Raw genomic sequence first — 26,822 nt, 5'->3', positions numbered from 1 at the left:
CGGCGCTGCCGGGTTCAGGTTCGGCCACGGTTGCCCGGCCGCCCCATCTGCGCCATAATGCGCGGCTTCCTGCCTTCCTGGCGGGAACCCTTGCCCCACCGCGGTCTCAACGGCGGGGGGCTGTCCGGCCGCAAGGCCACATCCGAAAGGTAGAAAAAACATGAGTCGTCATTACGAAATCGTGTTCATGGTCCACCCGGACCAGAGCGAGCAGGTCCCGGCCATGATCGAGCGCTACAAGTCGCTGGTCGAGAACGGCAACGGCACCATCCACCGTCTGGAAGACTGGGGCCGCCGCCAGCTGGCATACCCGATCCAGAACCTGGTGAAGGCGCACTACGTGCTGCTGAACATCGAAGCCGACCAGGCCGTGCTGAACGAGCTGACCGAGAGCTTCCGCTTCAACGACGCCGTGCTGCGCAACCTGGTCATCAAGCGTGACGAGGCTGACACCGAGCAGTCGCTGATCATGAAGAGCAAGGACGAGAAGGGTGACAAGCCGGAGCGCGGTGAGCGCCGTCGTCGTGACGACGAAGAAGGCGAGTCCACCACCACCGCTGACAACGAAGCCGGCGAAGACGCCGCTTCCGCCGCCTAAGGAGCCTTCCCATGTCCAAGTTCTTCCGTCGCCGCAAGTTCTGCAAGTTCACGGCTGAAGGTGTCAAGGAGATCGACTACAAGGATCTCAACACCCTGCGCCAGTACCTGACCGAGAACGGCAAGATCGTGCCGAGCCGCGTCACCGGTACCAAGTCGAAGTACCAGCGTCAGCTGGCGACCGCCGTCAAGCGCGCTCGCTTCCTGGCCCTGATTCCGTACACCGACAACCACGACGTCTGATGCCCGGCGGGGTGGCCGCGTGCCGCCCCGTTGTGCCAGCTATTCGGACAGCCTTTGTTGCGGGGCATCGCCTCGCTAACGAATAACTTATCTGGAGTAAAACCATGCAGCTGATCCTCCTGCAGAAGGTCACCAACCTCGGCAACCTGGGTGACCTGGTCACCGTCAAGCCGGGCTACGGCCGCAACTTCCTCGTGCCGCAGGGCAAGGCCGTGCCGGCCACCGAGAGCAACAAGGCAGAGTTCGAAGCCAAGCGCGCCGAGTACGAAGCCAAGGCCCAGTCCATCCACGCCGAGGCTGAAGCCCGCAAGGCGAAGCTGGAAGGCGCGAGCGTCACCATCGCCGCCAATGCTTCGACCGAAGGCAAGCTGTACGGCTCGGTCGGCCCGCGCGACATCGCCGAGGCCTTCACCGCCGCCGGCCTGCCGCTGGAAAAGAGCGAAGTCATCCTGGGCGAAGGCGCGTTCCGCAACATCGGCGAGTACGACGTGCTGATCCACCTGCACGCCGACGTCGAGACCACCGTCAAGGTCGTCGTCGAAGCTGAAGCCTGATCCCACGCCGCAAGGCCTGGCATCACCGCAGAACGGGCGCCCGCGAGGGTGCCCGTTTTGTTTTGTCGGCCCGCCCGGCGGGCGCGCGGGCCCCGATGTTCCACGCCCATTCGTAGAACACGGCCACATCGGTATACTCAGGGCGTCACACCCGTTCCACGGTCGGCGATCCCAGCAGGATCAATGACTTGGAGGGTAAACGCAGGCCGCTTGCCGGCCCCAGTCCGGAACCCCTATGCGTCTTTCCACGATCAAGCTGTCCGGCTTCAAGTCTTTCGTCGATCCGACCACCCTGCATCTGCCGACCAACATGACCGGCGTGGTGGGGCCCAATGGCTGCGGCAAGTCGAACATCATCGACGCCGTGCGCTGGGTCATGGGCGAAAGTTCGGCCAGCCGCCTGCGCGGCGACTCGCTGACCGACGTGATCTTCTCCGGTTCCAACGCCCGCAAGCCCGTCTCGCAGGCCACGGTCGAGCTGATCTTCGACAACTCCGACCACACCATCTCCGGCGAGTACGCCTCGTTCAACGAGATCTCGGTCAAGCGCACGGTCAGCCGCGACGGCACCAGCAACTACTACCTCAACGGCACCAAGTGCCGCCGCCGCGACATCACCGATCTTTTCCTGGGGACCGGCCTGGGCCCGCGCAGCTACTCGATCATCGAACAGGGCATGATCAGCCAGATCATCGAGGCGCGTCCCGAGGATCTGCGCGTCTACCTGGAAGAGGCGGCCGGAATCTCCAAGTACAAGGAGCGGCGCAAGGAAACCGAAACCCGCATCCGCCACACCCGCGAGAACCTTGATCGCCTGGGCGACCTGCGTGAGGAGATCAGCAAGCAGCTCGAGCACCTCAAGCGCCAGGCCCGGCAGGCGGAGCAGTACCAGGCGTTGCAGGAAGAGCGCCGGGTCAAGGATGCCGAGTGGAAGGCGCTGGAATTCCGAGGCCTCGATGGGCGCCTGTCGAAGCTTCGCGAGGGCCTGTCGCAGGAAGAAACCCGGCTTCAGCAGCTGATCGCGGACCAGCGCGACGCCGAGGCCCGCATCGAGACCTCGCGCATGCGCCGCGAGGAAGCGGCCGACGCACTCAATACCGCGCAGGCCGCGGTCTACCAGGTCGGTAGTACCTTGGCCCGACTGGAGCAGCAGATCCAGCACCAGCGCGAGCTGTCGCAGCGCCTGCACAAGGCCCGCGACGAGACGCGGCAGGCATTGGCCGAGCTGGGCCAGCACATCAGTGGCGACGAGGCCAAGCTGATGGTGCTGCGCGAGGCGGTGGACGCCGCGACCCCGCAGCTGGAGGCGCTGCAGGAAGAGAACGAGATCAAGCAGGAAAGCCTGCGCGAGGCCGAAGCCCGCCTGGCCGACTGGCAGCACCGCTGGGAACAGCACACCTCACAGAGTTCCGAGGCCTCGCGCGCCGGCGATGTCGAGCGCACCCGCGTGGACTACCTGGACCGGCAGATCCTCGATGCCGACCGGCGTCGCGAGGCGCTGGCCGCCGAGCGTGCCGGGCTGGACGTGGACGCGCTGGAAGAAGCCTTCGAGCAGCTGCACCTGCAGCACGACACGCAGAAGACCGCACTGGACGAGCTGAGCGAACAGGTCGAGCAGCGCAAGCAGGGCGTGGCCACCGTGCAGGAACAGCAGCGCAACGGTCAGAACGAACTGGCCGAACTGCGCAAGCAGGTCAATGGCCTGCGCGGTCGCCTGGCATCGCTGGAAACCCTGCAGCAGGCCGCACTCGGCCAGGAGCAGGGCGCCGCGGTTGCCTGGTTGAAGGCGCGCGGGCTGGATTCGGCCGCGCGCGTGGGCGAGCGCCTGGATGTCGATGCCGGTTGGGAAAATGCGGTGGAAAGCGCCCTCGGCCAGCTGATCGAAGGCGTGCTGGTGGACGACCCGGCAGGCCTGGTCGATGCGCTGGGCGAACTGGGCGAAGGCCGCATCGCACTGGTGTCTGACGATGCCAGCGATCTGGACGTCGCCGCGACATCGCTGGCCGCGCGCGTGCGCGGACCGACGGCGATCCGACGCCTGCTGGCGCATCTGCATGGCGCGCGGGATCTGGACGAGGCCCGTGCCCTGCAGGCCCGGCTGCCCGCCGGTGATTCGATCATCACCCAGCGCGGCGAGCGTCTCGGCCAGGGCTGGGTGCGCGTGTCGCGCTCCGGTGCGGCCAAGCAGGGTGCGCTGCTGCGCGAGCGCGAGATCAATGAGCTGCGCGAGCAGATCGAACAGCTGCAGAACCGTGAGGTCGAGCTGGAAGATCAGCTGTCCGGCTTCCGCGAGCAGCTGCTGGCCGCCGAACAGCAACGCGAAGATGCGCAACGGGCGCTGTACCTCGCGCATCGTGCGGTATCCGAGCTGGCGGGTCAGCTTCAGGGCCAGCAGGGAAAGGTGGAGGCCGCACGCACGCGCATCGATCGCATCGAAGGCGAGCTGAGCCAACTGCTGGAGACCCTCGAGGTCAACCGCGAGCAGGCGCGCGAGGCACGTTCGCGGCTGGAGAGTGCCGTCAGCAGCATGGGCGACCTGGAATCGACCCGGCAGGCCTTGGAAAGCGAACGCCGGCAGCTGGCCGAAGCACGCGACCTCGCCCGCGAAGCGGCACGGGCGGTGCGCGAACGCTCGCATTCGCTGGCACTGACCCTGGAATCGCAGCGCGCACAGGTGGCATCGCTGAGCCAGGCGCTGGAGCGCATGAGCACCCAGCGCGGGCAGCTGGATTCGCGCTTGGGCGAACTGCATTCGCAGCTGGACGAGGGTGATTCGCCGGTCGAATCGCTGCAGGCCGAGCACCAGAATGCGCTGGAAGAGCGCGTGCGTGCCGACCGCGTGCTGGCCGAAGCGCGTACTCTGCTTGACGGCATCGACGCCGAGCTGCGCAATTTCGAACAGACCCGCCACCAGCGTGATGAGCAGGCGCTGGCGCAGCGCGAGCGTATTTCCCAGCGCAAGCTGGACCAGCAGGCCCTGGTGCTCAGTGCTGACACCCTGCAGGCTGCGGTGGAGAAGGCCGGCTTCGTGATGGCCGACCTGCTCAACGCATTGCCCGAGGACGCCCGTCTGGGAGACTGGGAGCAGGCCGTGCACCAGATCGACGGTCGCATGCGCCGGCTGGAGCCGGTCAACCTGGCGGCGATCCACGAGTATGGCGAGGCATCGCAGCGGTCGGAGTATCTCGATTCGCAGCATGTGGACCTGACCACGGCGCTGGAGACCCTGGAAGACGCCATCCGCAAGATCGACCGCGAAACCCGCGGCCGATTCAAGGATACGTTCGACCGGGTCAACGCCGGTGTACAGGCCCTCTATCCGCGCCTGTTCGGCGGTGGCCATGCCTATCTGGAACTGACCGGTGAAGATCTGCTCGACACCGGCGTGACCATCATGGCGCGTCCGCCGGGCAAGCGCGTATCCAGCATCTCGCTGCTGTCCGGCGGCGAGAAGGCGATGACCGCAGTGGCGCTGGTGTTCGCGATCTTCCAGCTCAATCCGGCGCCGTTCTGCCTGCTGGACGAAGTGGACGCACCGCTGGACGAGGCCAACGTGGGCCGCCTGGCCAACATGGTCAAGGAAATGAGCGAGAAGGTGCAGTTCCTGTTCGTCAGCCACAACAAGGCGACGATGGAAGCTGCGCAGCAGCTGTCGGGCGTGACCATGCGCGAGCCGGGCGTCAGCCGCCTGGTCAGCGTGGACCTGGAAGAGGCCGCGCGATTGGCGGGCGCGGCCTGACGTGCCATCCTAGTTACCTGAATGAACTAGCCGGAGAACCTATCGAATGTCCGACACGGCACTGTTGCGCATCGGCATCCTGGCCGCCGGCCTGCTGTTGATCGCCGCGATCTTCCTGTTTGGCCGTCCGAAGAAGAAGCCCCAGGGCCGCCGCGTGGAAGGCACCGAACCGACCAGCAGCGAGCGCCGCGAACCTGTCCTGGGCGAGGACGGCGTACCGTTGGCCGATACCCGCCTCGATCCGGCACTGGGCGAAGAGGGTCAACAGGCCGAACTGGGCCTTGCCGACACCGACGCCGGCGCGGCCAGCGACCTGGGCAAGCGCGCCACCCAGGATTTCGACAAGATCGTCTCGCTGTTCGTGGCCGCACGGGCCGGCGAGCAGCTGCGGGGCGAGGACATCGTCGTGGCGGCCGAGAAAACCGGTCTGGTGTTCGGCCACATGAACGTGTTCCATCGTCTGGTGGAGGGCCATCCGGAACGGGGGCCGATCTTCTCGATGGCCAGCATCATGAAGCCGGGCAGTTTCGACATGGCCAACATCCGCGCCATGGAGACGCCGGCCATCGCCTTCTTCCTGACCCTGCCGGCGCCGCTGACCGCGCTCGATGCCTGGGAGAAGATGCTGCCGACCGTGCAGCGCATGGCCGAGCTGCTGGATGGCGTGGTGCTGGACGACAGCCGCAACGCGCTCGGCCGCCAGCGCATCGCCCACATCCGTGACGAGCTGCGTGCCTATGACCGCCAGCACCAGGCGCCGCCCCTGACCAAGACCCCGCGCTGGTAAGCGCGGTCATCCCGGGCATGCCGACCCACGGTCGGCACCCACCACCACGGCAGATCCATCGCCTGCGTGGATGAAGTCAGGAAGGCACCCCGGCGACCTGGGCGAACGCGGCGCGGAACGCTGCCATCTCCTCCTCGGTGCCAACGGTCACACGGACGCGCTGCGGCCAGATCGGCCAGCTGCGACCGATCACCACACCCTGTGCGGCCATCGCCCTGGCAAAGGCGGCACCGTCGCGCCGGACGTCCACCACGAAACAGTTCGCTTCCGACGGCAGGCAGCTGAAGCCACGCTTGCCCAGCCAGGCGATGGTCGCCTGCCGGATCTTCGCGTTCTGCAGACGGCGCTGCGGAACCAACTGCGGATCGTGCAGGCTGGCCAGAGCGGCCGCCAGCGCCGGCACCGGCAACGGGTTGTCGCCGAGGCTGCCCAGCTCGCGCAGGCGATCGGGATGGGCCGCTGCCGCGCCCAGACGCAGTCCGGCCATGCCATACAGCTTGGAGAAGGTGCGCAGCACGATCAGGTCATCGCGCTCCGCCACCTGCGCGATCAGGCTCGGCTGGTCGCTGTACTGCAGGTACGCTTCGTCCACCAGTACCCGGGTTCCGGCGGGCTTGCTGGCCAGCAGCCAGGCGAGCTCGGCGGGCGGGCTGATCGAACCCGTGGGGTTGTTGGGGTTGCACACATACATCAGCCCGGTCGGGCGCGCGTGCGCGGCAGCCACCATCGCGCGCACATCGTGCGCGCCGTCGCTGCGCAGAGGCACTCGGCTGACGTGTGCGCCCCGCGCGGCGGCCACGTCGCCAATCGCCTCGAAGGTCGGATCAGCCACGACCAGGCCCTGCTGCGGGCCGGTCCAGATTGCGGCGGCACGGTTCAGGGGCTCGCTGGAGCCCGGGTACAGGCGCAGGTGATCGGCGCCGACGCCGCTGAGTTCGACGAATGCATCACGGACCTGCGCCGCCAGCTCGAAGCGGTAGCGGCCGCAGCGCGCGATGCTGTCGCGAGCGGCCGATTGCGCAGCGGCGGAAGGCCCATACGGGCATTCATTGAAGTTCAGCAGCACCGGCCCATCGGCGCGCGGCGACGCGGGAGCCGCAGCCGGGGCGGTTTGCGCGTATCCCAGGCCCGGCAGGCCACTGCCGGCGACGGCGAGGCCGGCACCGGCCAGCTGCAGGAAGCGACGACGGGAGGCAGGCAGGGTCATGGGCAGGTTTCCGGAGGGCGGCCGACGCACGCTAGCGCTGCCGGTGGAGGGCGGCAAGCCCGTCTTTCGCGGAGCGGGGCCCGGCGCTGCCGGGCCGGGGACGTTACAGGGCATGACGGCCGGGCGCGGTAGAATCCCCAGCCGCCCCAGAATCACCGATCACGATGAGCCCCAGCCCCGCCGAACGCGTCGATGAACTCCGCCGGCAGATCGCCCAGGCCAACCGCGCCTATCACGAGCTGGATGCGCCGGAGATCCCCGACGTCGATTACGACCGGCTGGTGCGCGAGCTGGAAGCACTGGAACGTGCGCACCCCGAACTGGCCCGCACGGACAGCCCGACCCAGCAGGTCGGCGCGCGTCCCTCCGGGCGTTTCGCTGAAGTCCGCCACGCGGTGCCGATGCTGTCGTTGTCCAATGCCTTCAGCGATGAGGAGGTGACCGACTTCGTGCGCCGCATCGACGAACGCCTGCGACGCGGTGCCGCGCGCTTTTCGGCGGAGCCGAAGATGGACGGGCTGGCGATCAGCCTGCGCTACGAGGATGGACATTTCGTTCTGGGTGCGACCCGCGGCGATGGCACGACCGGCGAAGACGTCACGGCCAACCTGCGCGAGATCGGCGACATCCCCCGGCGTCTGCACGGCAAGGGCTGGCCGGACGTGCTGGAAGTGCGCGGTGAGGTCTACATGGCCCGTGCCGACTTTGAAGCCTACAACGATCGCGCGCGGCTGCATGGCGGCAAGGTACTGGCCAACCCGCGCAATGCGGCGGCCGGGTCGCTGCGGCAGCTCGACCCGAAGATCAGCGCACAGCGCAAGCTCAGCTTCTTCGCCTACGGCACCGGAGAAGTGCAGGGCGGCGAACTGCCCGGTACCCATTCGGGCACGCTCGCGCAGCTGGGTGCCTGGGGCTTCCCGGTCAGCGATCTGTGCAGGGTGGTGGAAGGCGCCGATGGATTGCTGGCCTACTACCGCGATATCGGCGCACGCCGCGATGGCCTGCCCTTCGACATCGATGGCGTGGTCTACAAGCTGGACGACCGCGCTGGCCAGCAGGCGATGGGTTTCGTCTCGCGCGCACCGCGCTGGGCCATCGCGCACAAGTTCCCGGCGCAGGAACAGAGCACCACGCTGGAAGCGATCGAGATCCAGATCGGCCGCACCGGCGCTGCCACTCCGGTCGCGCGCCTGGCGCCGGTCGCCGTGGCCGGCGTGATCGTCTCCAACGCAACCCTGCACAATGCGGACCAGATCGAGCGCCTGGACGTGCGGGTGGGTGACAGCGTGATCGTGCGCCGTGCCGGCGACGTGATTCCCGAAGTGGTCAGCGTCATCCTCGACCGCCGGCCGCCGGGCACCACGCCGTGGCAGATGCCCACGCGCTGCCCGGTCTGTGGCTCGGAGATCGTGCGCGAAGAGGGTGCGGCCGCGTGGCGCTGCTCCGGTGAGTTGTCGTGCCCGGCGCAGCGCAAGGAGGCCATCGCCCATTTCGCTTCACGTCGCGCGATGGATATCGATGGCCTGGGTGACAAGTACATCGAAACCCTGGTGGATGCCGGCATCGTCAAGGGCGTGGCGGACCTGTACCGGCTCACCCGCGACCAGCTGCTGCACCTGAAGCTGGTGCTCGACGCGGAAGATCCGTCCGCGCTGGCCGCCAGCCTGGCGCCGCACCTGCCGGCCGAAGGCAGCGGCACCGTGCTCAATGCCGTGCTCAAGCTCGATGGCAACGATGTGGCCTGGCGCGCGAAGGCACTCGCGCAGCCGGCCAGCTTCGAGTGGAACACGAAGAAGATCGCGACCCGCTGGGCCGACAACCTGATCGCCGCGATCGACACCAGTCGTGCCACCACGCTGGAACGGCTGTTGTTCGCGCTGGGCATCGAACATGTCGGCGAAAGCACGGCCAAGGCGTTGGCGCAGTGGTTCGGTGATCTGGCCTTGATCCGACGGCTGCCCTGGCCGCTGTTCAAGCGCGTGCCGGACATCGGTGGCGAAGTGGCACGTTCGCTCGGTCACTTCTTCGAGCAGCAGGGCAACCAGCAGGCCATCGACGATCTGCTGCAGGTCGGCCAGGTGCGCATCAGCGACGTGCATCCGCCCAGTGCGAAGCTGCGTGAGGGGCTGGACCTGGCTCAGCTGCTGGTGGAATCGGAGATCCCCGGCATCACCCGGCTGCGCGCGGAAAAGCTGGTGGCGGTGCTGCCCAGCGCGCAGGCCGTGCTCGATGCCGAGCATGGCCAGTTCGTCAATGCCGGATTGCCCGAGGACACCGCGCGCGGCCTTGCCCAGTGGCTGGAAGCGGACAGCCATGGCGTGATGCTGCTGGCTGCCGAGGAGGCGATGCAGCAGATCCTGGCCAAGGCGCCCGCGCTGACCGAAATCGTCGCCGGTCCGCTCGACGGGCAGACCGTGGTCCTGACCGGCACCCTGGCCCAGCTCACCCGCGATATGGCCAAGGAGCGACTGGAGGCGCTGGGAGCCAAGGTGTCCGGCAGCGTGTCGAAGAAGACCCACTTCGTGGTGGCGGGTACCGAAGCCGGCTCCAAGCTGGACAAGGCGCAGGCCCTGGGAGTGCCGGTGTGGGACGAAGCGCGTCTGCTGGCCTTCCTCGCCGACCACGAATGATCACCCTGCCGGGCGTGACATGCGCCCGGCCCGAAACAGCAAAGGATTCCCGATGCAGACTGCCCCGCTGGACTTCCGCCTGGCCACCCGCGCCGACGAGGAACTGCTGATCTCGCTGATGCGCGCGTTCTACGCCGAGGACAGGATCGAGTTCGACGACGTGCGCGTGCGTCGCGGTGTCGATGCACTGCTGGCCGATCCGCGCAACGGCGAAGTGCTGCTGTGGCTGGACGAAGCCGGTCAGGTGGTCGGCTATGCGGTGATCGCGATGGGCTTCAGCCTGGAGCAGGGCGGGCATTTCATGCTGCTTGACGAGCTCTATCTGGGGCCGCGGGCACGCGGCCGTGGCCGGGGCAAGCAGGCGCTGGCCATCTGCGAACAGCGTGCGCGCGGACGCGGGGTCAGCCGCCTGCGCCTGGAGGTGAACCACCACAACGAACTGGCGCGTCGGCTGTACCTGGCCAGTGGCTACATCGATGACACCCGCGACCTGCTGACCCTGCCGCTGGATCACCCGCGCCCGGAGGGCATCCTGTGAGCGACGCCCTGCGGCGCAAACTGCAGCAGCGTGCCGCGCTGAACGCGCTGGTGCGCCGCTTCTTCGCAGAGCGTGACGTGCTGGAGGTGGAGACACCGATCCTGTCGGTGGCCGGTAATACCGAGCCCAACATCGACAGCTTCCATACCGACTTCAGCGGCCATGTCGACGCCGGCGGCCGCCGTCGCTGGCTGCGTACGTCGCCGGAGTACCCGCTCAAGCGGCTGCTCGCTGCCGGTGTCGGCGACTGCTACGAACTGGGGCGGGTGTTCCGCAACGGCGAGGCCGGCGGGCGCCATAACCCGGAGTTCACCCTGCTGGAGTGGTACCGGGTTGGCTGGGACCATCACCGGCTGGTGCAGGAAACCGCGGAGCTGGTCCGCCTGGCTCTGGGCCTGGTTGGACGCAGCGCCAGCCTGCGTGTGCTGAGCTACCGCGAGCTGTTCCAGCAGCAGGTGGGCGTGGATCCGTTCCAGACCGATGAGGCCGGGCTGCGCGCTGCGCTGGGTGACGTGCATATCGACCCGGTCGGGCTGACCCGCGACGACTGGCTGGATCTGCTGATGACCCATCGCATCCAACCGCATTTCGATGACGCGGTCATGACCGTTGTCCACGACTGGCCGGCGAGCCAGGCAGCACTGGCCCGCATCCGTCCCGGTACGCCGCCGCTGGCCGAGCGGTTCGAGCTGTACCTGGGGGCCGTGGAGCTGGCCAACGGCTATCACGAACTGAACGATGCCGACGAACAACGGGCGCGTTTCCAGCACGACCTGCAGCGCCGCCATGCGCGCGGGCAGGTGCAGCCGGCGCTGGACGAGGCACTGCTGGCGGCGTTGCCTGCCATGCCCGCGTGTGCGGGTGTCGCGGTCGGCATCGATCGCCTGTTGATGGCGATGAACCGCACGCCCCGCATCGCCGACGTGCTGGCCTTCGATTTCGCCGACGCCTGAGCACACGCGGCTTTCTGAACCAGACAGACTGAACGGATTGCCGCGTCCGCGCGCTTGATTCAGCAAGCACGATGATGCTCTCATCACTCCCGATGCCAGACACTGGCATGGCAGTTCGTCCAGTCCTATGGGGAAGGCTTTGGTCAAGTGGTTTGCGGTTGTGGCGGCACCGGTCTACTCCATTGCGATGTGGGGAGTGCTGACGCCGTTGCCGGCATCGGCGCAGCAGGCCGGCTATGACGGCGAAGTCGTCACCTGCGAGTCACGCGACATGGCCTGGGTGCACTGCGATATCGATGTCCGCAACGGCGTCGATCTGGTCCGCCAGTTGTCCAGCAACAGCTGTATCCGTGGCAGCGAATGGGGCACCGACCGCAGCGGCGTGTGGGTCACGCTCGGCTGCCGTGCCGAGTTCCGGGCGCGCCCGGCGCAGGGAGTGGCTGCGGCCGAGCCAGGCGGCAAGCGCAAGGTGCGCCGCGTGGTCCGCTGTGAATCCAATGGCCGTCCGCAGAGTTGTCCGGTGCGTCTGGACGGCGCACCGGTGCGCCTGCTGCGGCAGCTGTCGGTGCTGCCATGCCGGGAAGGGCAGGGCTGGGGTTACAAGCGCAACGAGGTGTGGACCAGCCGTGGCTGCCAGGGCGATTTCGAGGTGGCCGATGAGGATGGCCGTTTCGTCGACGTGCCGCGCCGGCTGACCTGCGAATCAAAATCGAAGAAGCGCCGTTTCTGCGGCGCCAGCATTTCCGTCGGTGCCGCGGTGCGACAGCAGCTGTCCAGCACCGAGTGCGTGGAGGGCAGCACCTGGGGCTGGAGCCGCAACGGCATCTGGGTGGACGGCGGTTGCCGCGCCGAATTCTCGGTGAATTGAATCCGGCCGGGTGCCTGCGCGAGGGGGCGTGGCCCTACAATGGGCCCATGAACACTGCCACCGACCTCGATTACGCCCGCTACGACCACATCCGCCCGATCCTGTGGACCGGCGATGCCCTGCAACTGCTGGACCAGCGCAAGCTGCCGTTCGTGGTCGAGCATGTGGTATGCCGGGACAGCGATGAAGTCGCCGCGGCCATCCACGCCCTGACCGTACGTGGCGCCCCGGCCATCGGCATCGCGGCGGCCTGGGGCGTGGTGCTGGCGGCGCGTGAGGTGCAGGCTGCCGATGGCCCGCTCGCCCTGCAGCAGCTTGAGCCGGCGCTGCAGCGGCTGAACGCCTCACGCCCGACCGCCGTCAACCTGGCCTGGGCACTGGCGCGGATGCGTCGTTGCCTGGGCAGCGCCGGTGCGGACTGGAAGACGCTGCTTGAAGCGGAAGCGCGGGCCATCGCCGAGGAAGACCTGGCCGCCAACCGCCACATGGGGGCGCTCGGCGCCGGCCTGATCGATGCCGGCAGCGGCGTGCTGACCCACTGCAATACCGGCTCGCTGGCCACCGCCGGCTTCGGCACCGCGCTGGGCGTGATCCGCGCCGGCATGGCCCAGCACCGGATCGCCCGCGTGTTCGCCGGCGAGACCCGCCCATGGCTGCAGGGCGCGCGCCTGAGCGTCTGGGAACTGCAGCAGGATGGCATCGACGCCACCCTGATCGCCGATTCGGCCGCCTCGCACCTGATGAAGACCGGGGCCGTGCAGTGGGTGATCGTCGGCGCCGACCGCATCTGCGCCAATGGCGATACCGCCAACAAGATCGGCACCTACCAGCTGGCCATCGCCGCGCGCCACCATGGCGTGAAATTCATGGTCGTGGCGCCGTCCTCGACGGTCGACATGGAGACCGTCGACGGCAGCCAGATCGAGATCGAACAGCGCGATCCGGGCGAGCTGTACGGCGTGGGCGGGACGCGCACGGTGGCCGAAGGCATCGCCGCCTGGAACCCGGTGTTCGACGTCACCCCGGGCGAGCTGATCGACGCCATCGTGACCGAGCGCGGCGTGATCCTGAACCCGACCGTGGAGAACATGCGCGCCGCCTTCGGCGGTTGAGACGCACAGGCGGTCTGCGCCGCGGGAGCCGGGCGCATCTTCCGGGTTCGCCGCGGCCGGCCCCGGGCGTGGCCCGATGGGCCCCGTCCTGCCCCTAAGTTCCTGATTTGTGCCGGTAAAACCCCTGTAAACACAGGCGGGGAATGGTCCGATGTGGTAGTATCCACAGGTTGAATCGAGGTTCCGGCATGGTCACCCCCGCAGGTGTCCGCGCCGGACTGGACCGCTACCAGACAACGGAACCCGAATGGCAGAAACCGCCAAGGAAATCATCCAGGTCAACCTGGAAGACGAGATGCGCAAGAGCTACCTCGATTACGCCATGAGCGTGATCGTGGGCCGCGCGCTCCCGGATGCGCGCGATGGCCTCAAGCCGGTGCATCGCCGCGTGCTGTACGCGATGAACGAGCTCAACGCGCACAGCAACAAGCCCTACTTCAAGTCGGCGCGTATCGTCGGTGACGTCATCGGTAAGTACCATCCGCATGGCGATCAGTCGGTGTACGACACGCTGGTGCGCCTGGCCCAGCCGTTCTCGCTGCGTTACATGCTGGTCGACGGCCAGGGTAACTTCGGTTCGATCGACGGTGACTCCGCCGCGGCGATGCGATACACCGAAGCGCGCATGTCGCGCCTCGCGCATGAGCTGATGGCCGACATCGACAAGGAAACCGTCGATTTCCAGCCCAACTACGACGAGAAGGAACTGGAGCCGACGGTCATGCCGACCCGGTTCCCGAACCTGCTGGTCAACGGTTCGGCCGGTATCGCGGTGGGCATGGCGACCAACATCCCGCCGCACAACCTGAGCGAATCGATCAATGCCTGCATCGCGCTGATCGACAACCCGGAAATCGACGTCGACGGCCTGATGGAGTACATCCCGGGCCCGGATTTCCCGACTGCGGGCATCATCAACGGCACCGCCGGCATCGTCGCCGGCTACCGTACCGGCCGTGGCCGCGTGCGCATCCGCGCCAAGGCGGATATCGAAGTGGCCGACAACGGCCGTGAATCGATCATCGTCACTGAAATTCCTTACCAGGTGAACAAGGCGCGTCTGATCGAGAAGATCGCCGAGCTGGTCAAGGAAAAGAAGATCGAAGGCATCAGCGAGCTGCGCGATGAGTCCGACAAGGACGGCATGCGCATCTACATCGAGATCAAGCGCGGTGAATCTGCCGAGGTTGTGCTGAACAACCTGTACCAGCAGACGCAGATGGAATCGGTGTTCGGCATCAACATGGTGGCGCTGGTCGACGGCCGCCCGCAGTTGATGAACCTCAAGCAGATGCTGGAGGCATTCGTCCGCCACCGTCGCGAGGTGGTCACCCGCCGCACCGTGTTCGAGCTGCGCAAGGCGCGTGCCCGTGCCCACGTGCTGGAAGGCCTGACCGTCGCGCTGGCCAACATCGACGAGATGATCGAGCTGATCAAGACCTCGCCCAATCCCAACGAGGCGCGCGAACGCATGCTCGCCCGCCTGTGGGAGCCGGGCCTGGTCGGGGCCATGCTGGGTGCTGCCGGTGCCGAGGCCTCGCGCCCGGAGGACCTGCCCAAGGGCGTGGGCCTGATCGAGGGCGGCTACCAGCTGACCGAGATCCAGGCCACCCAGATCCTGGAAATGCGCCTGCACCGCCTGACCGGGCTGGAGCAGGATCGCCTGACCGACGAGTACAAGCAGCTGCTGGAAGTGATCGCCGGTCTGATTCACATCCTGGAAGATCCCGATCGCCTGCTACAGGTGATCCGCGAGGAGCTGGTCAGCGTCAAGGCCGAGTTCGGCGACGAGCGTCGCACCGAGATCCGCCACAGCGAAGAAGACCTGGACATCCTCGACCTGATCGCCCCGGAAGACGTGGTGGTCACCCTGTCGCACGCCGGCTACGTCAAGCGCCAGCCGGTCAGCGCCTACCGCGCCCAGCGTCGTGGCGGCCGTGGCCGCAGCGCGGCGGCGACCAAGGAAGAGGATTTCATCGAACAGCTGTGGCTGGTCAACACGCACGACACCCTGTTGACCTTCACCAGTTCAGGCAAGGTGTTCTGGCTGCCGGTGTACCAGCTGCCCGAAGCCGGCTCCAACGCACGCGGCCGGCCGATCATCAACTGGATTCCGCTGGAACCGGGTGAGCGCGTACAGGCCGTGTTGCCGGTGCGCGAATACGCCGATGGCCAGTTCGTGTTCTTCGCCACGAAGAACGGCACGGTCAAGAAGACCCCGCTGGGCGAATTCGCCTTCCGTCTGGCCCGCGGCAAGATCGCGATCAACCTTGACGAGGGCGATGCGCTGGTTGGCGTCGGCCTGACCGATGGCGAGCGTGACATCCTGCTGTTCGCCTCCAACGGCAAGACCGTGCGTTTCGGCGAGGACAAGGTCCGCTCGATGGGCCGTACCGCCACCGGCGTGCGCGGCATCAGGATGCCGCCCGGCGAGGAAGTAGTCAGCCTGATCGTGGCCGAGAGTGCCGGTGGTGCCGAGGACGAGAACGAGGACGACAACGGTATCGAGGAAGCGGTCGCCAATGGCGATGCGGTGATCGACGGTGCCGACGACGCCAACCTGCAGTACATCCTCACCGCCACCGAGAATGGTTACGGCAAGCGCACCCCGCTGCCGGACTATCCGCGCAAGGGGCGTGGTACCCAGGGCGTGATCGGCATCCAGACCACCGAGCGCAACGGCAAGCTGGTCGCCGCGGTGCTGATGGGCTCCAGCGATGAAGTGCTGCTGATCTCCGATGGCGGCACGCTGGTGCGCACGCGCGGTTCGGAAATCAGCCGCGTGGGCCGCAACACCCAGGGCGTCACCCTGATCCGCCTGTCCAAGGACGAGAAGCTGCAGGCGGTGGAGCGCATGGATGCCTCGATCGACGAGGACGAGGACGAGGTGGCCGCGGTCGCCCCGGCCACGGCCGAAGGCGCCCCGGCTGCCACCGGCAGCGAGGATGCCGCGCAGGAGTGATCCGGTCGCGCTGACGAGGTACCCGACGACGCCGGCCCCGTGCCGGCGTCGTCGTATGCGGGAGCATGGAATACGCACGCGCTTCACGGCGGCGGTGGGATAAGGGCAGCATGCTGCTCCCGGAGATCGACGATGTCCGCCACGCCGCAGTCCGCGCCGGCGCCCGTGCGCCGCCACCCCCTGGTCACGGTCCTGTCGCTGCTGCTGGTCATCCTGGGCCTGGTGATCGGCGGGCTGGGTGCATGGCTGTTCCAGCTGGGGGGCTCGGCCTATTACCTCATCGCCGGCTGTGGCCTGCTGGCCAGCGGCATTCTGCTGTGGCTCAACCGTCGCAGCGGTGCGCTGCTGTACGCGCTGGTGTTCGTCGGCACGCTGCTGTGGACGGGGTGGGAATCGGGCAGCGATTACTGGCGCTGGGTGCCACGGCTGGGGCTGGTCACCGCGCTGGGCATCGTTCTGGCGCTGCTGACGCCGACGTTGCGCGCGCCGCTGTCCAAACGGCTGTCGTGCAGCATCGCCGCCGTGTTGCTGCTGGTGTTCGTCGGCGCGTTTGCCCTGGCGTTCAGTCCGCACGGCAGCGTGGACGGCCATGCGCCGTTCCCGGAAGCAGCCTTCAGCGCAGGCCTGGAGCCGACCCGCGACACCACCGGCCTGCAGCCGGCCGACCAGCCCGCCGAGGGTGACTGGCCCGCCTGGGGCCGCAGCAACGCCGCCACCCGCTTCTCGCCGCTGCAGCAGATCACGCCCGCCAACGTGGCTACCCTGCAACTGGCCTGGCAGTTCCGCACCGGCGACCTGCCGAAGAGGCGCTGGGGGGCCGAGACCACGCCGTTGAAGATCGGCGACCGGCTGTACCTGTGCACGGCACGCAACCGCCTGATCGCCCTCGATGCCAGCACCGGCAAGGCGCTGTGGCAGTTCGATCCAAAGGTGAAGGACGCCTCCATTCCGTACACCGCCGCCTGCCGTGGGGTGTCCTACTACGAGCAGCCCGCCGTGCCGGTGTTCGCCGATGCGGCATTGGCGGATGTGGCTGCCGATCTCGCCTTGCCCCTGCCACCTCCCAGCGTTCGACCGGGCGCGGCGGCGGGCGCGCGGCCTGCCTGCTGGGCGCGCGTCATCGAAGGCACGCTGGACGGACGCATCATCGCAGTGGATGCCGACAGCGGTCGGCCGTGCGTCAATTTCGGCAACAACGGCCAGATCGACATCACCCTCGACATGGGCGAGGTGCCGCCGGGCTATGTCTCGATCACCTCGCCGCCGGCCATCGTGCGCGGCGTGATCGTCACCGGTCACCAGGTGCTGGACGGGCAGCGCCGTGACGCGCCTTCCGGCGTGATCCAGGCCTATGACGCGATCACCGGCAAGCTGCGCTGGGCGTGGGACATGGAGCGGCCCGAGCGCACCGGTCCGCCGCCCCGCGAGCAGGTCTATACCCGGGGTACGCCGAACATGTGGACCACCGCCACCGGCGATGAACAACTGGGCCTGGTCTACCTGCCGTTGGGCAATGCCGCCGGCGACTACTGGAGCGGCTCGCGCAGCGAGCAACAGAACCGCTATGCCACCTCGCTGGTGGCACTCGACGTGGCCACCGGCAAGCCGGTCTGGCATTTCCAGGCCGTACGCAAGGATGTCTGGGACTACGACCTCGGTTCGCAGGCCAGCCTGATCGATTTTCCGACTGCGGCAGGCAAGGTGCCCGCGATCCTGCTGCCGACCAAGCAGGGTGACCTGTACATCCTCGACCGGCGCAACGGCCGGCTGCTGACACCTGCCGAAGAGCGCAGGGTTCCGCAGGGCGGCGTGGAACCGGAGCAGCGCTCACCGACGCAGCTGTTCTCGCTCTATCACACCCTGCGGCGCGAGCAGCCGCTGACCGAGCGTGACATGTGGGGCATCACGCCGATCGATCAGCTGGTCTGCCGCATCCAGTTCCGCAGGGCGCACTACCAGGGCTTCTACACGCCGCCCAGCAGTGATCGCCATTCCATCGAGTATCCCGGTTACAACGGTGGCTCGGACTGGGGTGGCGTGGCCATCGATACCCGCCGGGGCGTGATCGTGGCCAACTACAACGACATGCCCAACTACAATCGGCTGGTACCGCGTGCCGAGGCCGACCGGCGGGGATGGCTGCCGCGTGAGCAGATCCGCGCCGACCGCGGCGCTGGCGAAGGGGCAGGCGACCCGCAGGTGGGTACGCCGTATGCCATCGACGTCAATGCAGGATGGCGGCTGCCATTGACCGGCCTGTCGTGCAAACAGCCGCCGTATGGCGGCATCCGCGCTATCGATCTGCGCACGGGTGCGCTGCTGTGGGACCGGCCGTTCGGAAGCGCGCGCGGCAACGGCCCGTTCGGCATCCGCTCCGGCCTGCCGATCGAGATCGGAACGCCCAACAATGGCGGTGCGGTGATCACTGCCAGCGGCCTGGTGTTCATCGCCGCCGCGACCGACGATCTGCTGCGCGCCATCGATCTGAAGACGGGCCGGGAACTGTGGCATGCCAGGCTGCCTGCCGGGGGCCAGGCCACTCCGATGATCTACGAGCAGGGGGGACGCCAGTACGTGGTGATCGTCGCGGCAGGCCATCACTTCATGGAGACCCGTCCCGGCGATTACGTGATGGCGTTTGCCCTGCCCGAACATTGAGCATCGTTCGCGGCGGGGCCTGTCCGCCGATTCCCGGAAGCGGCCATTTCCCACCCGATGACGTGGTGTCCACCGATGCAGTAGCGGTGTGCCGGCGGGCACGCTGTTGCGTATGCCCAGCCTGTCGAACCCTGTCAGCCGCGAGCCCATCATGGGCAATGTCCATCTGCTCACCGTGACCTGCTGCAATCGGCAGCGCCTGTTCGAGAACGCGGCGCATGCGGATGTCGCGATGCAGCTGTTGGCTGCGATGGACCGCGAGGGGCTGACCACCTCGCTGGCCTGGCTTGTCATGCCCGACCACGTGCGATGGCTGGCGCAGCTGCGTGGCTATCCACCCGGATACTGCGTACAGCGCTTCAAGGCGCGCAGCAGCTTCCTGATCAACCGCCATCGCGGCCGCAACGGAGCGGTCTGGCAGGCCGGCTATTTCGATCAGGTGATCGACAATGATGCTTCGTTGCCTGTGCGGGCCCGGCAGGTGCTGGCTTACCCGGTCAGTGCGGGGCTGGCCAGGCAGGTGGGCGAGTATCCCCATGGCTGGTGTCGCTGGCCGCTGCAGGACGCCGCGATTGCGCGGTAGTGGCGGGCTGCCGTGTTACTGCGGCACCCGTACCATCCTCGTCATCAAGTGTTCGACCACACCCGCCGGGTTGGCTGTGCGGCCCACATGCGTGCTGGACATCTGCACGATCGAGCTGCGTTTGGCCGTGAGGAAATGGAAGCGTGCGCGTGCCGGAAGCTGCGCTATGGGGCCGGCGGTGGCATCGCCGCGGCAGATGGCCACGATGGCATCCAGCCACGGTTGCAGCGCCTGCTGGTCCAGCGCCGGTGCGAACGCCTGCAGGCGTGCCGGGTCGATCTCGATGGCCGCTTCCAGATGACGCGCACCGGGACAGGACACGATCACCCCGACGTTGATGAATTCCTCGCGCTCCACCCGCGGTACAACGCGGATGACCGCATAGTCATACGTGTGCAGCGTGGGCACGGATGGCCTCCTGCACGAACACCGCACGCACCTTCAGGCGATGCTTGAGATAGTCGATGTAGCCCTGGCGGTAGGCCTGAGGGCTGTCGAACGCCGGCTCGTTGACCAGCCAGCTGTCTGGCACGAGGCCGACGATCCGCTCGATCTCGGCATCGGTCAGGCGAGCCGCCAGCTCGGCATCCACCTCGGCGATGCGGCTGGCGAACGACAGCAGCACGTGGTCGCGGATCAGCACGAACGGCCTTTCGCACGCATCGCCGGCGTTGGCCCAGTCGTGGTGGAAATACATCGCTGCACCGTGGTCGATCAGGTACAGCTGGCGGTGCCACACCATCAGGTTCGGGTTGCGCGTGGTGCGATCGACATTGCTGGTGAATGCATCGAACCAGACGATGCGCGACGCCAGGTCGGCGTCCACCGGCATGGCCGCCGGGTCGTAGTTGATCGCGCCGGGCAGGTAATCCAGGCCCAGGTTCAGGCCCTCGCTGGCGCGGATCAGTTCCTGGATCTCCGGATCCGGTTCGGTACGCGCGAACTCGCTGTCCAGTTCGACGAACAGCAGTTCGGGAATCGGCAGGCCCAGGGTACGGGCCATTTCACCTGCGATCAGTTCGGCGATCAGGGCCTTGGGCCCCTGGCCCGCACCCCGGAACTTGAGTACGGCCATGCCGTCGTCGTCGGTCTCGACCACGGCCGGCAGGGAGCCGCCCTCCCGCAGGGGCGTAATGTAACGAAGAGCATTCACGGTGCGCATGCGCGCATTCTAGCGTGGCACACGGTGCTGCATTGCATGCGCCGCAGAGCACACGCCGCGCATGCCGACGCAACGCAGGCAATGCTGAATGCACGCTGCGCAATGTGCCGCGCTTCACACGATCCTCCGGACGGCGCGGGCAACATGCTGTCCATGGCGTTCGCGGAAACGCCGCGCGGATCCTGCTCCACGATGTCTCCACCAGATGCGGAGGTACAGGGATGAGCGACCAACTGAATGCGGCACTGCCGCCTCTGGATGATGCCAAGGCCGAAGAAATGATCGGCAAGGTAGTGCTGGTGGGCGTCACCCGTTACGGCGGTGACGGGCAGGTTCAAGGGCTGGAGCAGTATGCCGGCACGGTGCTGCGCATCAGCGCGTTCGAAGGCGTGGTGCTTGCCGACGAGAACGATGGCCACGAGCGCTACCTGCCGCCCATGCTCGACCAGTACCTGCCAGCCCAGCCGGGCGAGTACTGCATGCGCTCCAACGGGATGATCGTGGTGGACCCGGACTATCTGGCCACCTGGGACCTGCACGCCCGGCAGTAGTGACCCGGCCTGCGCTTTGCCTTATCCGGTGACTAGCCCATCCGGCCCATTGAACGCGGGCCGGGCGGTGCTAGATTCGGCGCATGCCCGCTTCGCGGGCAGCCCGACACTACCAGGGGATAAGGATGCTCATCCGTCGTACCTCTCTGGCGGCTGCCATTGCCGTCGTTGCCGTCACGCTGTTGTCTGCAGGCCCGGCATGGGCCGACTATGCCAAGCCGCCGGAGCATCTGCTGAAGGTGCTGAAGGCACCGCCGCCGCCAATGCCGAACGTGGACCCCAGTGGCCAGCGTCTGTTGCTGACCACCGCGCAGACCTATCCGTCGATCAGCCGGGTGGCGCAGCCCTACCTGAAACTGGCCGGCGTGCGCCTGGAGCCGAAGAACCGCAGCCGCCATGACACGCCCGGAGGCTATGGCATACCGGCCTGCGTGGCCGACTTCACCCTGGTCGAGATCGGCAGCGGCAAGGAGACCAAGGTCAACCTGCCGCAGGGCTGTGCCGGTGGCGCGCTGTGGTCGGCCGACGGCAGCCACTTCGCGTTCCAGAACGCGGTCGAGACCAGCGTGCAGCTGTGGGTGGGCGATGCCGCCACCGGTCAGGTCAAGCAGGTACCGAACGTCCAGCTGAACCCGATTTTCGGCAGCACCGTGCAGTGGCTGGGTGGCAGCCAGACACTGCTGGTGAAACTGGTACCGGCCAACCAGGGGCCGGCGCCGTCCGATGGCGGCGTGCCGACCGGACCCGATGCACAGGAGTCGCTCGGCAGCAGTGGCGAGAGCAGCACCTATGAGGCACGCGACACGCTGACCAGCGTGCATGATGAAGCGTTGTTCGCCTACTACGGGGCCTCGCAGCTGGCGGTGGTGGATACCGCGGCGGGCACCGTGCGAACGGTCGGCCAGCCGGCCATCTACAACGATGTCAGTGCGGCGCCAGACGGCGTGCATGTGCTGACCGAGTCGATCAAGCCACCGTTCTCGCATGCGGTTACCTACCAGCGTTTCGCCAACGACGTCGCGGTACTGGATGTCAGCAGTGGGCGCACGACCACCATCGCCCGCCTGCCGTTGGCCGACCGCGTGCCGGTGCACGGCGTGCCGGAGGGGCCGCGCGGTTTCGACTGGCGCTCCACCGATCCGGCGACGCTGGTGTATGCCGAAGCACTGGACAAGGGCGACTGGAAAGTGAGTGTGCCGCACCGTGACCGCGTGCTCATGCTCAAGGCGCCGTTCACCGGCAAGCCGGTGGAGATCGCGCGTACCGCGCAGCGCTTCGAAGGCATTGCCTGGACGGCGGACCCGGCCGTGTCGTTCCAGTTCGAGAATGACGAGAACCGGCACTGGGTGCAGACCCGCATCGTCGATGTGGACAAGCCCCGGCAGGAGGGCCGCCTGTTGTGGGACATGTCCAGCGACGAGTTGTACGGCGATCCGGGCAACCTGGTGTTCAAGCGCCTGCCCAATGGCGCACCGGTGGTGCGGCAGGAAGGGACGTACGTGTTCCTGCGCGGGCAGGGCGCTTCGCCGCAGGGGGATCGCCCGTTCCTGGACCGTCTGGACCTGGCCACACTGAAGAGTGAGCGCCTGTTCCGCAGCGATGCCGATGCCTACGAGCAGTTCCTGGGCTTCAGCAATACGCCCGGCCGCTACCTGACGTGGCACCAGTCGGTGATGGACCCGCCGAACGCCTTCCTGCGCCAGCAGGGCGATGCTGTGGCGGACGCCAAGCAGGGCGAGGCGCAGTACACCTCCACCGCGACGGCCCTGACGAAGCTGGTCGACCCCACGCCTGAAGTGCGGCAGATCAAGAAGCAGCTGGTGACCTACAAGCGCGCCGACGGCGTGGACCTGTCGTTCACCCTGTACACGCCGCCCGGCTACCGGGAAGGCCAGCGCGTGCCGGCCATCCTCTACGCCTATCCGGCAGACTTCGCCAATGCCGCGCAGGCCGGGCAGGTCTCCGGTTCGCAGCAGACGTTCACCCGCCTGCAGCCGTACCGCCTGATGCTGCTGGCCGGCTACGCGATCATCGACAATGCCTCGTTCCCGATTGTCGGTGATCCCAGGAACGCCTACGACACCTACCTGGAGCAGTTGGAAGCCGATGCCAAGGCGGCCGTGGACAAGGCCGTCGACATGGGCGTGGTGGATCGCAACCGGATCGGCGTGACCGGCCACAGCCACGGCGGCCTGATGACCGCGAACCTGATCGCGCATACCACCCTGTTCAAGGCGGGCGTGGCGACCAGCGGCTCCTACAACAAGACCTTCACTCCGTTCGGATTCCAGAACGAGCGGCGTTCGGTCTGGCAGGCACAGGATGTCTACCTGAAGGCATCGCCGTTCTTCTACGCCGACAAGATCAAGCTGCCGTTGCTGCTGGTGCATGGCGAGGACGATGCCAATCCGGGTACCGAGCCGTTCCAGTCGCGCAAGCTGTACCAGGCGATCCGTGGCAACGGCGGCACCACCCGCCTGGTGATGCTGCCGAACGAGCCGCACTGGTATACGGCGCTGGAGTCGAACGAGCAGCTGGTGGCGGAGATGCTCAACTGGTTCGACACCTACGTGAAGAACGCCAAGTGAGGAATGGAAAGGCCGCCCTCGGGCGGCCTTCCTGCATCCTGTGGAGCCGAGCCATGGTCGGCTGCTGTAGTACAGAGCCGGGGAAGTCACATGAAGGCATGGATGTTGGCGCTCGCTCCGCTGTTGGTTTCTCCTGTGGCCACGGCGGTCCAGCGGCCGATGAGCGTGCACGTCACGTACGACTGGTCTGGCTGGGGTTCCGTATCTGAGCGCTGGGTCATCCGGCGCGATGCCTACGGCGTGACCACTCGTGTACAGGTGGTTGACCCGCCCGACGTGCAACCGCGGGTGCCGGAGCTGCTGCCGTTCGGCGCGATGTCAGCGTTCGAGGCTGCGCTGCAGGCAGCGCCGTTGACCCGCGACGCCACGGTGGATCTGATCGCTTCGCGGCTGGACCGGTCCACCATGCTGACGCTGGATCCACAGCTGCGCAGCACGCCGCCGGCCAGATGCTCGTTCGCCCAGCAGCAGGCCTGGGCACGCCGGGCGCTGGCCGGGCAAGGTCTGCAGGAGCGCGTTGCAGCGCATTTCCGCGGCCTCTGGACTGACGACCATCCCAGCATGACCGTGGTCGTAAGCCGTCCGGGCCGCCCGGAAACCGTGCTGGTGTCCACATCCCAGTACGCGATGATGCTGCCATGGAAGCGCGTGTCATCGACGAACTTCGACCAGCACGTTCTGGCAGGCGCGCAGGAGCAGTGGCGTCCGGCGTTGAGCGATGCACTGATGGCGCTGCTGCCTGCGGGGGAACCCAGCCGCGAACGTTTCAGGATCAGCTGGTTGCAGAACAGATTACGAGACGACATTGCCCAGGAGGCGCTGCGTTGCGGGGCGCTGCGCAAGGAAACCGCAGATTGATCATCCACGGATGCTCTGCGATCAACGGTGCAGACTCGACAGCGACAGGTCGATCGCGGTGCGGCCGGACAGGCGCCCCAGCAGGGAAGTTGTGCGTGGAGAGCGCTGCCTGGGCATCCGCGCTCACGCCAGTGGCAGGCGGTCCTGCGCGTGCGAAAGGCGATCATGCAGGTCGCGCACATGCTCGGCCCTGGCATGTACCCGGGTGGTGTCGCCGAAGCTGCGCAGATAGGCGCAGGCAGCGAAGCCGTCACTCTTGCTTTCATACTCCGTAATCCAGGCCAGTCGGTCCGGATTGTCGGCCTGCTCGGCCGACCACGCGGCGGCGGGCGGGCGGATGCGGTACTTCAGGCCGACACGCCATGGTTTGGGTGTTAGCCGGGCCCGGAAGCAGTGCTGCAGCCGGCACATGCGCGCGTACAGCGTGTCGGTGCCCAGTGCGTTGAAGAACGCCTGCAGCGCCTCGTCGCCGGGGGAGAACGTGGCATGCATGGCCAGTATCCGCAGCCCGGCCGGCGTCCTGTACGCGCGCAGATGCCAGTCCGGGTGCTGCCTGCTGAAGTCCGCAACCCGCTGCAGGGCCACGCCCTCGGCGCCACCGGCAGCGGCCAGGCGACGCCTGCGTTGCATCAGCATCGCGGTATTCACCAGAGCCACGGCTGCCACGCCCAGTACCAGCCCCACCAGCCAGTGCCAGAGCAGGGTGCCGATGAGGGCAACGGCAGGCAGCAGGGTTGCCGTGATGACGACGGGCATCACACATCCTGCCGGTGGTTGCGGGTGGTCAATGTCGGCGAACAGGACGTCCGGAGTGTTCAGGCACAGCGCACCGTAGCTGTTGCGGGTGATCACCACGCCGCCATCGCGCTGCACGATCTGCTCGCGGATCGGCACGCCTTCCACGCCGTAGTTGCTGCGGACCTCGCGGCGCGGCAGTGCCTGCCCGGCGAGGATGGCATTGAGCGCTTCGTTGGCCCGGCGCTCGGCGTGTGCCTGAGCGTCGGCAGGGCTTGTGTCGGACCATCCGAAGCGACGCACGACCACCGGCCGGCCGCGGAAACGGGCCTGCAGGCGGGCTTCGGCCCAGTACGCGGGAACGATCATCATCGTGCGGTGCGCCATCATCCATGGCAGATGCCGAGGTGAGTCTGGCACAGGGGCGTAACGGCCGCACCCGCCTGCTGCGGCGAAGGGGGCGCAGTGATAGATTGCCTGCCTGGCATTGTCTCCACCAAGGACGGATCGATGTTCGTTTCCCTGCGTGGCCTGCTTGCCCTGGCGCTGGCCGGGACGGCCGGCGTGGCCCATGGTGCAGCGCCAGGGCCGGAGATCCTGATTTCCGACGCCAGCCGCTTCTATGCCCTTTACGACACAACCGATGGCCAGCCCAGCGTGGCGCAGCTGGCGCAGTACCTGGCCGAAGGGACCCCCAGCCTGGGCGAGTTCGCGAGCCGGCGACGGGTCACCGCCGAGCGCATCGCCGACGCCATGCGTCGCGACCCGGCGATGTACGCCAATGGCCGGACCTGCCTGGATGAACTGCCTGCGGTACGCCAGCGGCTGGTGCAGGTGTTTGCCAATCTGCAGGCGATCTATCCGCAGGCGAGGTTTCCACCGGTCGCGATCATGGTCGGGCGCGGTCGCCCGGTCGGCCTGACCCATCCGGGGGGCGTGCTGATCGGGCTGGAAGCCCTTTGCGCGGCTGACTTCATGAACCCCAATGTGCAGGACCGCTTCGTGCATGTGATCGCGCACGAGTACGTGCACATCCAGCAGACCGGTGCGATCGATTTCGAGCAGGGCGATCCGCGTGCGACGGTGCTGCGCCTGTCACTGGCCGAAGGCGTGGCCGAGTTCATCACCGAACTGGTTTCCGGCAACGTCGGCAACGGACGCCACGCGGCATGGACGCGGGGCAGGGAAGTGCACATCGAAAGTGCATTCGCGCTGGACCTGGACAGTACCGACCTTTCGCCCTGGCTGTACAACTACACGCCCGGCTCCGACGCGCCCTACGATCTGGGCTACTGGGTGGGCTACCGCATCGCCAAGGCGTACTACCTGCAGGCCAGGGACAAGCGCGAAGCGGTACGCGCCCTGATCGAACAGGACGATCCGAAGGCGATCCTGGCGGCCAGTGGCTGGACGCCGGGCATGTGGATGCCGGCGAAGGTGATTGGCGTGGCCGCGCGCGCTGCGGCACGCTGAGTGCGGAACAGAACGCTACGGGAG

At 67.3% G+C, this 26,822-nt stretch carries 21 protein-coding genes; 17 read left to right on the top strand and 4 right to left on the bottom strand.

Going from position 1 to position 26,822, the window contains the following annotated elements:
- Window positions 1-160: 160 nt before the first annotated feature.
- The 5 genes from rpsF to zipA all read left to right on the top strand — a co-directional run bounded on the left by rpsF (window position 161) and on the right by zipA (window position 5,920).
- Window positions 161-598 carry a 30S ribosomal protein S6 gene (rpsF, locus tag ABE543_RS10035; protein WP_053515451.1) on the top strand — a complete coding sequence of 146 codons (438 nt, stop codon included), beginning with the start codon at window positions 161-163 and terminating at the stop codon, window positions 596-598.
- A gap of 11 nt (window positions 599-609) precedes the next feature.
- Window positions 610-840, top strand: coding sequence for a 30S ribosomal protein S18 (rpsR, locus tag ABE543_RS10030; RefSeq protein ID WP_002804494.1), 231 nt, complete (start codon window positions 610-612; stop codon window positions 838-840).
- 104 nt (window positions 841-944) lie between these two features.
- Window positions 945-1,394, top strand: coding sequence for a 50S ribosomal protein L9 (rplI, locus tag ABE543_RS10025; RefSeq protein WP_053515452.1), 450 nt, complete (start codon window positions 945-947; stop codon window positions 1,392-1,394).
- Between the two features lie 235 nt (window positions 1,395-1,629).
- Window positions 1,630-5,133, top strand: coding sequence for a chromosome segregation protein SMC (gene smc / locus ABE543_RS10020; RefSeq protein WP_065176046.1), 3,504 nt, complete (start codon window positions 1,630-1,632; stop codon window positions 5,131-5,133).
- A 46-nt stretch (window positions 5,134-5,179) separates the two neighbouring features.
- Window positions 5,180-5,920, top strand: coding sequence for a cell division protein ZipA (gene zipA, locus ABE543_RS10015; RefSeq protein WP_111186144.1), 741 nt, complete (start codon window positions 5,180-5,182; stop codon window positions 5,918-5,920).
- Between the two features lie 76 nt (window positions 5,921-5,996).
- On the opposite strand, the gene ABE543_RS10010 is transcribed toward zipA, so the two are convergent.
- Entirely contained in the window at window positions 5,997-7,127 is a 1,131-nt protein-coding gene (locus ABE543_RS10010) for a pyridoxal phosphate-dependent aminotransferase (RefSeq protein WP_346475648.1), read from the bottom strand.
- A 158-nt stretch (window positions 7,128-7,285) separates the two neighbouring features.
- Between ABE543_RS10010 and ligA the strand changes: the two genes are divergently transcribed.
- From ligA to ABE543_RS09970, 8 genes are all read left to right on the top strand, one after another.
- A complete protein-coding gene (gene ligA / locus ABE543_RS10005; protein WP_346475654.1) occupies window positions 7,286-9,757 on the top strand; it encodes an NAD-dependent DNA ligase LigA in 2,472 nt (823 codons plus the stop codon).
- 52 nt (window positions 9,758-9,809) lie between these two features.
- On the top strand, window positions 9,810-10,295 hold the full coding sequence (locus tag ABE543_RS10000; RefSeq protein WP_053515463.1) for a GNAT family N-acetyltransferase: 486 nt from the start codon (window positions 9,810-9,812) through the stop codon (window positions 10,293-10,295).
- Window positions 10,292-11,248, top strand: a complete 957-nt coding sequence (epmA, locus tag ABE543_RS09995) for an EF-P lysine aminoacylase EpmA (RefSeq protein ID WP_065176043.1) — start codon at window positions 10,292-10,294, stop codon at window positions 11,246-11,248. Before ABE543_RS10000 ends, epmA begins: the two co-directional genes overlap by 4 nt.
- A gap of 139 nt (window positions 11,249-11,387) precedes the next feature.
- Entirely contained in the window at window positions 11,388-12,116 is a 729-nt protein-coding gene (locus tag ABE543_RS09990) for a DUF3011 domain-containing protein (protein ID WP_253120024.1), read from the top strand.
- Between the two features lie 47 nt (window positions 12,117-12,163).
- Complete coding sequence (mtnA, locus tag ABE543_RS09985; RefSeq protein WP_346475647.1) at window positions 12,164-13,228, top strand: S-methyl-5-thioribose-1-phosphate isomerase; 1,065 nt, start codon at window positions 12,164-12,166, stop codon at window positions 13,226-13,228.
- Between the two features lie 247 nt (window positions 13,229-13,475).
- Window positions 13,476-16,190: a DNA gyrase subunit A gene (gene gyrA / locus ABE543_RS09980; RefSeq protein ID WP_065182897.1), complete on the top strand. Its 2,715-nt coding sequence runs from the start codon at window positions 13,476-13,478 to the stop codon at window positions 16,188-16,190.
- Window positions 16,191-16,322: 132 nt separating this feature from the next.
- Window positions 16,323-18,848: a membrane-bound PQQ-dependent dehydrogenase, glucose/quinate/shikimate family gene (locus tag ABE543_RS09975; RefSeq protein WP_346475646.1), complete on the top strand. Its 2,526-nt coding sequence runs from the start codon at window positions 16,323-16,325 to the stop codon at window positions 18,846-18,848.
- Window positions 18,849-18,999: 151 nt separating this feature from the next.
- A complete protein-coding gene (locus tag ABE543_RS09970) occupies window positions 19,000-19,431 on the top strand; it encodes a transposase (protein WP_197601046.1) in 432 nt (143 codons plus the stop codon).
- A gap of 15 nt (window positions 19,432-19,446) precedes the next feature.
- Here ABE543_RS09970 and ABE543_RS09965 read toward each other — a convergent pair whose 3' ends face one another.
- Complete coding sequence (locus tag ABE543_RS09965; RefSeq protein WP_065176040.1) at window positions 19,447-19,839, bottom strand: DUF3037 domain-containing protein; 393 nt, start codon at window positions 19,837-19,839, stop codon at window positions 19,447-19,449.
- Complete coding sequence (locus tag ABE543_RS09960) at window positions 19,817-20,593, bottom strand: HipA family kinase (protein WP_053515477.1); 777 nt, start codon at window positions 20,591-20,593, stop codon at window positions 19,817-19,819. Before ABE543_RS09960 ends, ABE543_RS09965 begins: the two co-directional genes overlap by 23 nt.
- Before the next feature lie 221 nt (window positions 20,594-20,814).
- Here ABE543_RS09960 and ABE543_RS09955 point away from each other — a divergent pair, with 221 nt between their 5' ends.
- From ABE543_RS09955 to ABE543_RS09945, 3 genes are all read left to right on the top strand, one after another.
- On the top strand, window positions 20,815-21,144 hold the full coding sequence (locus ABE543_RS09955; protein WP_065176039.1) for a hypothetical protein: 330 nt from the start codon (window positions 20,815-20,817) through the stop codon (window positions 21,142-21,144).
- Window positions 21,145-21,269: 125 nt separating this feature from the next.
- Window positions 21,270-23,732, top strand: coding sequence for a prolyl oligopeptidase family serine peptidase (locus tag ABE543_RS09950; protein WP_346475645.1), 2,463 nt, complete (start codon window positions 21,270-21,272; stop codon window positions 23,730-23,732).
- A 240-nt stretch (window positions 23,733-23,972) separates the two neighbouring features.
- Window positions 23,973-24,590: a hypothetical protein gene (locus ABE543_RS09945; RefSeq protein ID WP_346475644.1), complete on the top strand. Its 618-nt coding sequence runs from the start codon at window positions 23,973-23,975 to the stop codon at window positions 24,588-24,590.
- 123 nt (window positions 24,591-24,713) lie between these two features.
- On the opposite strand, the gene ABE543_RS09940 is transcribed toward ABE543_RS09945, so the two are convergent.
- Window positions 24,714-25,697: a hypothetical protein gene (locus tag ABE543_RS09940; protein WP_065182916.1), complete on the bottom strand. Its 984-nt coding sequence runs from the start codon at window positions 25,695-25,697 to the stop codon at window positions 24,714-24,716.
- A 138-nt stretch (window positions 25,698-25,835) separates the two neighbouring features.
- Between ABE543_RS09940 and ABE543_RS09935 the strand changes: the two genes are divergently transcribed.
- Window positions 25,836-26,798, top strand: coding sequence for a DUF2268 domain-containing putative Zn-dependent protease (locus ABE543_RS09935; protein WP_346475643.1), 963 nt, complete (start codon window positions 25,836-25,838; stop codon window positions 26,796-26,798).
- Window positions 26,799-26,822 lie beyond the last annotated feature (24 nt).

Origin of the sequence: Stenotrophomonas sp. TWI169 (assembly GCF_039674705.1) — a bacterium.
Taxonomy (GTDB): Bacteria; Pseudomonadota; Gammaproteobacteria; order Xanthomonadales; family Xanthomonadaceae; genus Stenotrophomonas; species Stenotrophomonas maltophilia_P.
Note: the sequence above shows the minus strand (reverse complement) of the source record. Positions and strands in the feature narration are given on the sequence as shown.

Coding starts and splice junctions, on each gene's coding strand:
- rplI (WP_053515452.1), top strand. CDS start 945: ATGCAGCTGATCCTCCTGCAGAAGGTCACCAACCTCGGCAACCTGGGT.
- ABE543_RS09975 (WP_346475646.1), top strand. CDS start 16,323: ATGTCCGCCACGCCGCAGTCCGCGCCGGCGCCCGTGCGCCGCCACCCC.
- gyrA (WP_065182897.1), top strand. CDS start 13,476: ATGGCAGAAACCGCCAAGGAAATCATCCAGGTCAACCTGGAAGACGAG.
- ABE543_RS10010 (WP_346475648.1), bottom strand. CDS start 7,127: ATGACCCTGCCTGCCTCCCGTCGTCGCTTCCTGCAGCTGGCCGGTGCC.
- rpsF (WP_053515451.1), top strand. CDS start 161: ATGAGTCGTCATTACGAAATCGTGTTCATGGTCCACCCGGACCAGAGC.
- ABE543_RS09955 (WP_065176039.1), top strand. CDS start 20,815: ATGAGCGACCAACTGAATGCGGCACTGCCGCCTCTGGATGATGCCAAG.
- ABE543_RS09970 (WP_197601046.1), top strand. CDS start 19,000: ATGGGCAATGTCCATCTGCTCACCGTGACCTGCTGCAATCGGCAGCGC.
- ABE543_RS09960 (WP_053515477.1), bottom strand. CDS start 20,593: ATGCGCACCGTGAATGCTCTTCGTTACATTACGCCCCTGCGGGAGGGC.
- ABE543_RS09950 (WP_346475645.1), top strand. CDS start 21,270: ATGCTCATCCGTCGTACCTCTCTGGCGGCTGCCATTGCCGTCGTTGCC.
- mtnA (WP_346475647.1), top strand. CDS start 12,164: ATGAACACTGCCACCGACCTCGATTACGCCCGCTACGACCACATCCGC.
- zipA (WP_111186144.1), top strand. CDS start 5,180: ATGTCCGACACGGCACTGTTGCGCATCGGCATCCTGGCCGCCGGCCTG.
- smc (WP_065176046.1), top strand. CDS start 1,630: ATGCGTCTTTCCACGATCAAGCTGTCCGGCTTCAAGTCTTTCGTCGAT.
- ABE543_RS09940 (WP_065182916.1), bottom strand. CDS start 25,697: ATGATGATCGTTCCCGCGTACTGGGCCGAAGCCCGCCTGCAGGCCCGT.
- ABE543_RS09935 (WP_346475643.1), top strand. CDS start 25,836: ATGTTCGTTTCCCTGCGTGGCCTGCTTGCCCTGGCGCTGGCCGGGACG.
- ABE543_RS10000 (WP_053515463.1), top strand. CDS start 9,810: ATGCAGACTGCCCCGCTGGACTTCCGCCTGGCCACCCGCGCCGACGAG.
- rpsR (WP_002804494.1), top strand. CDS start 610: ATGTCCAAGTTCTTCCGTCGCCGCAAGTTCTGCAAGTTCACGGCTGAA.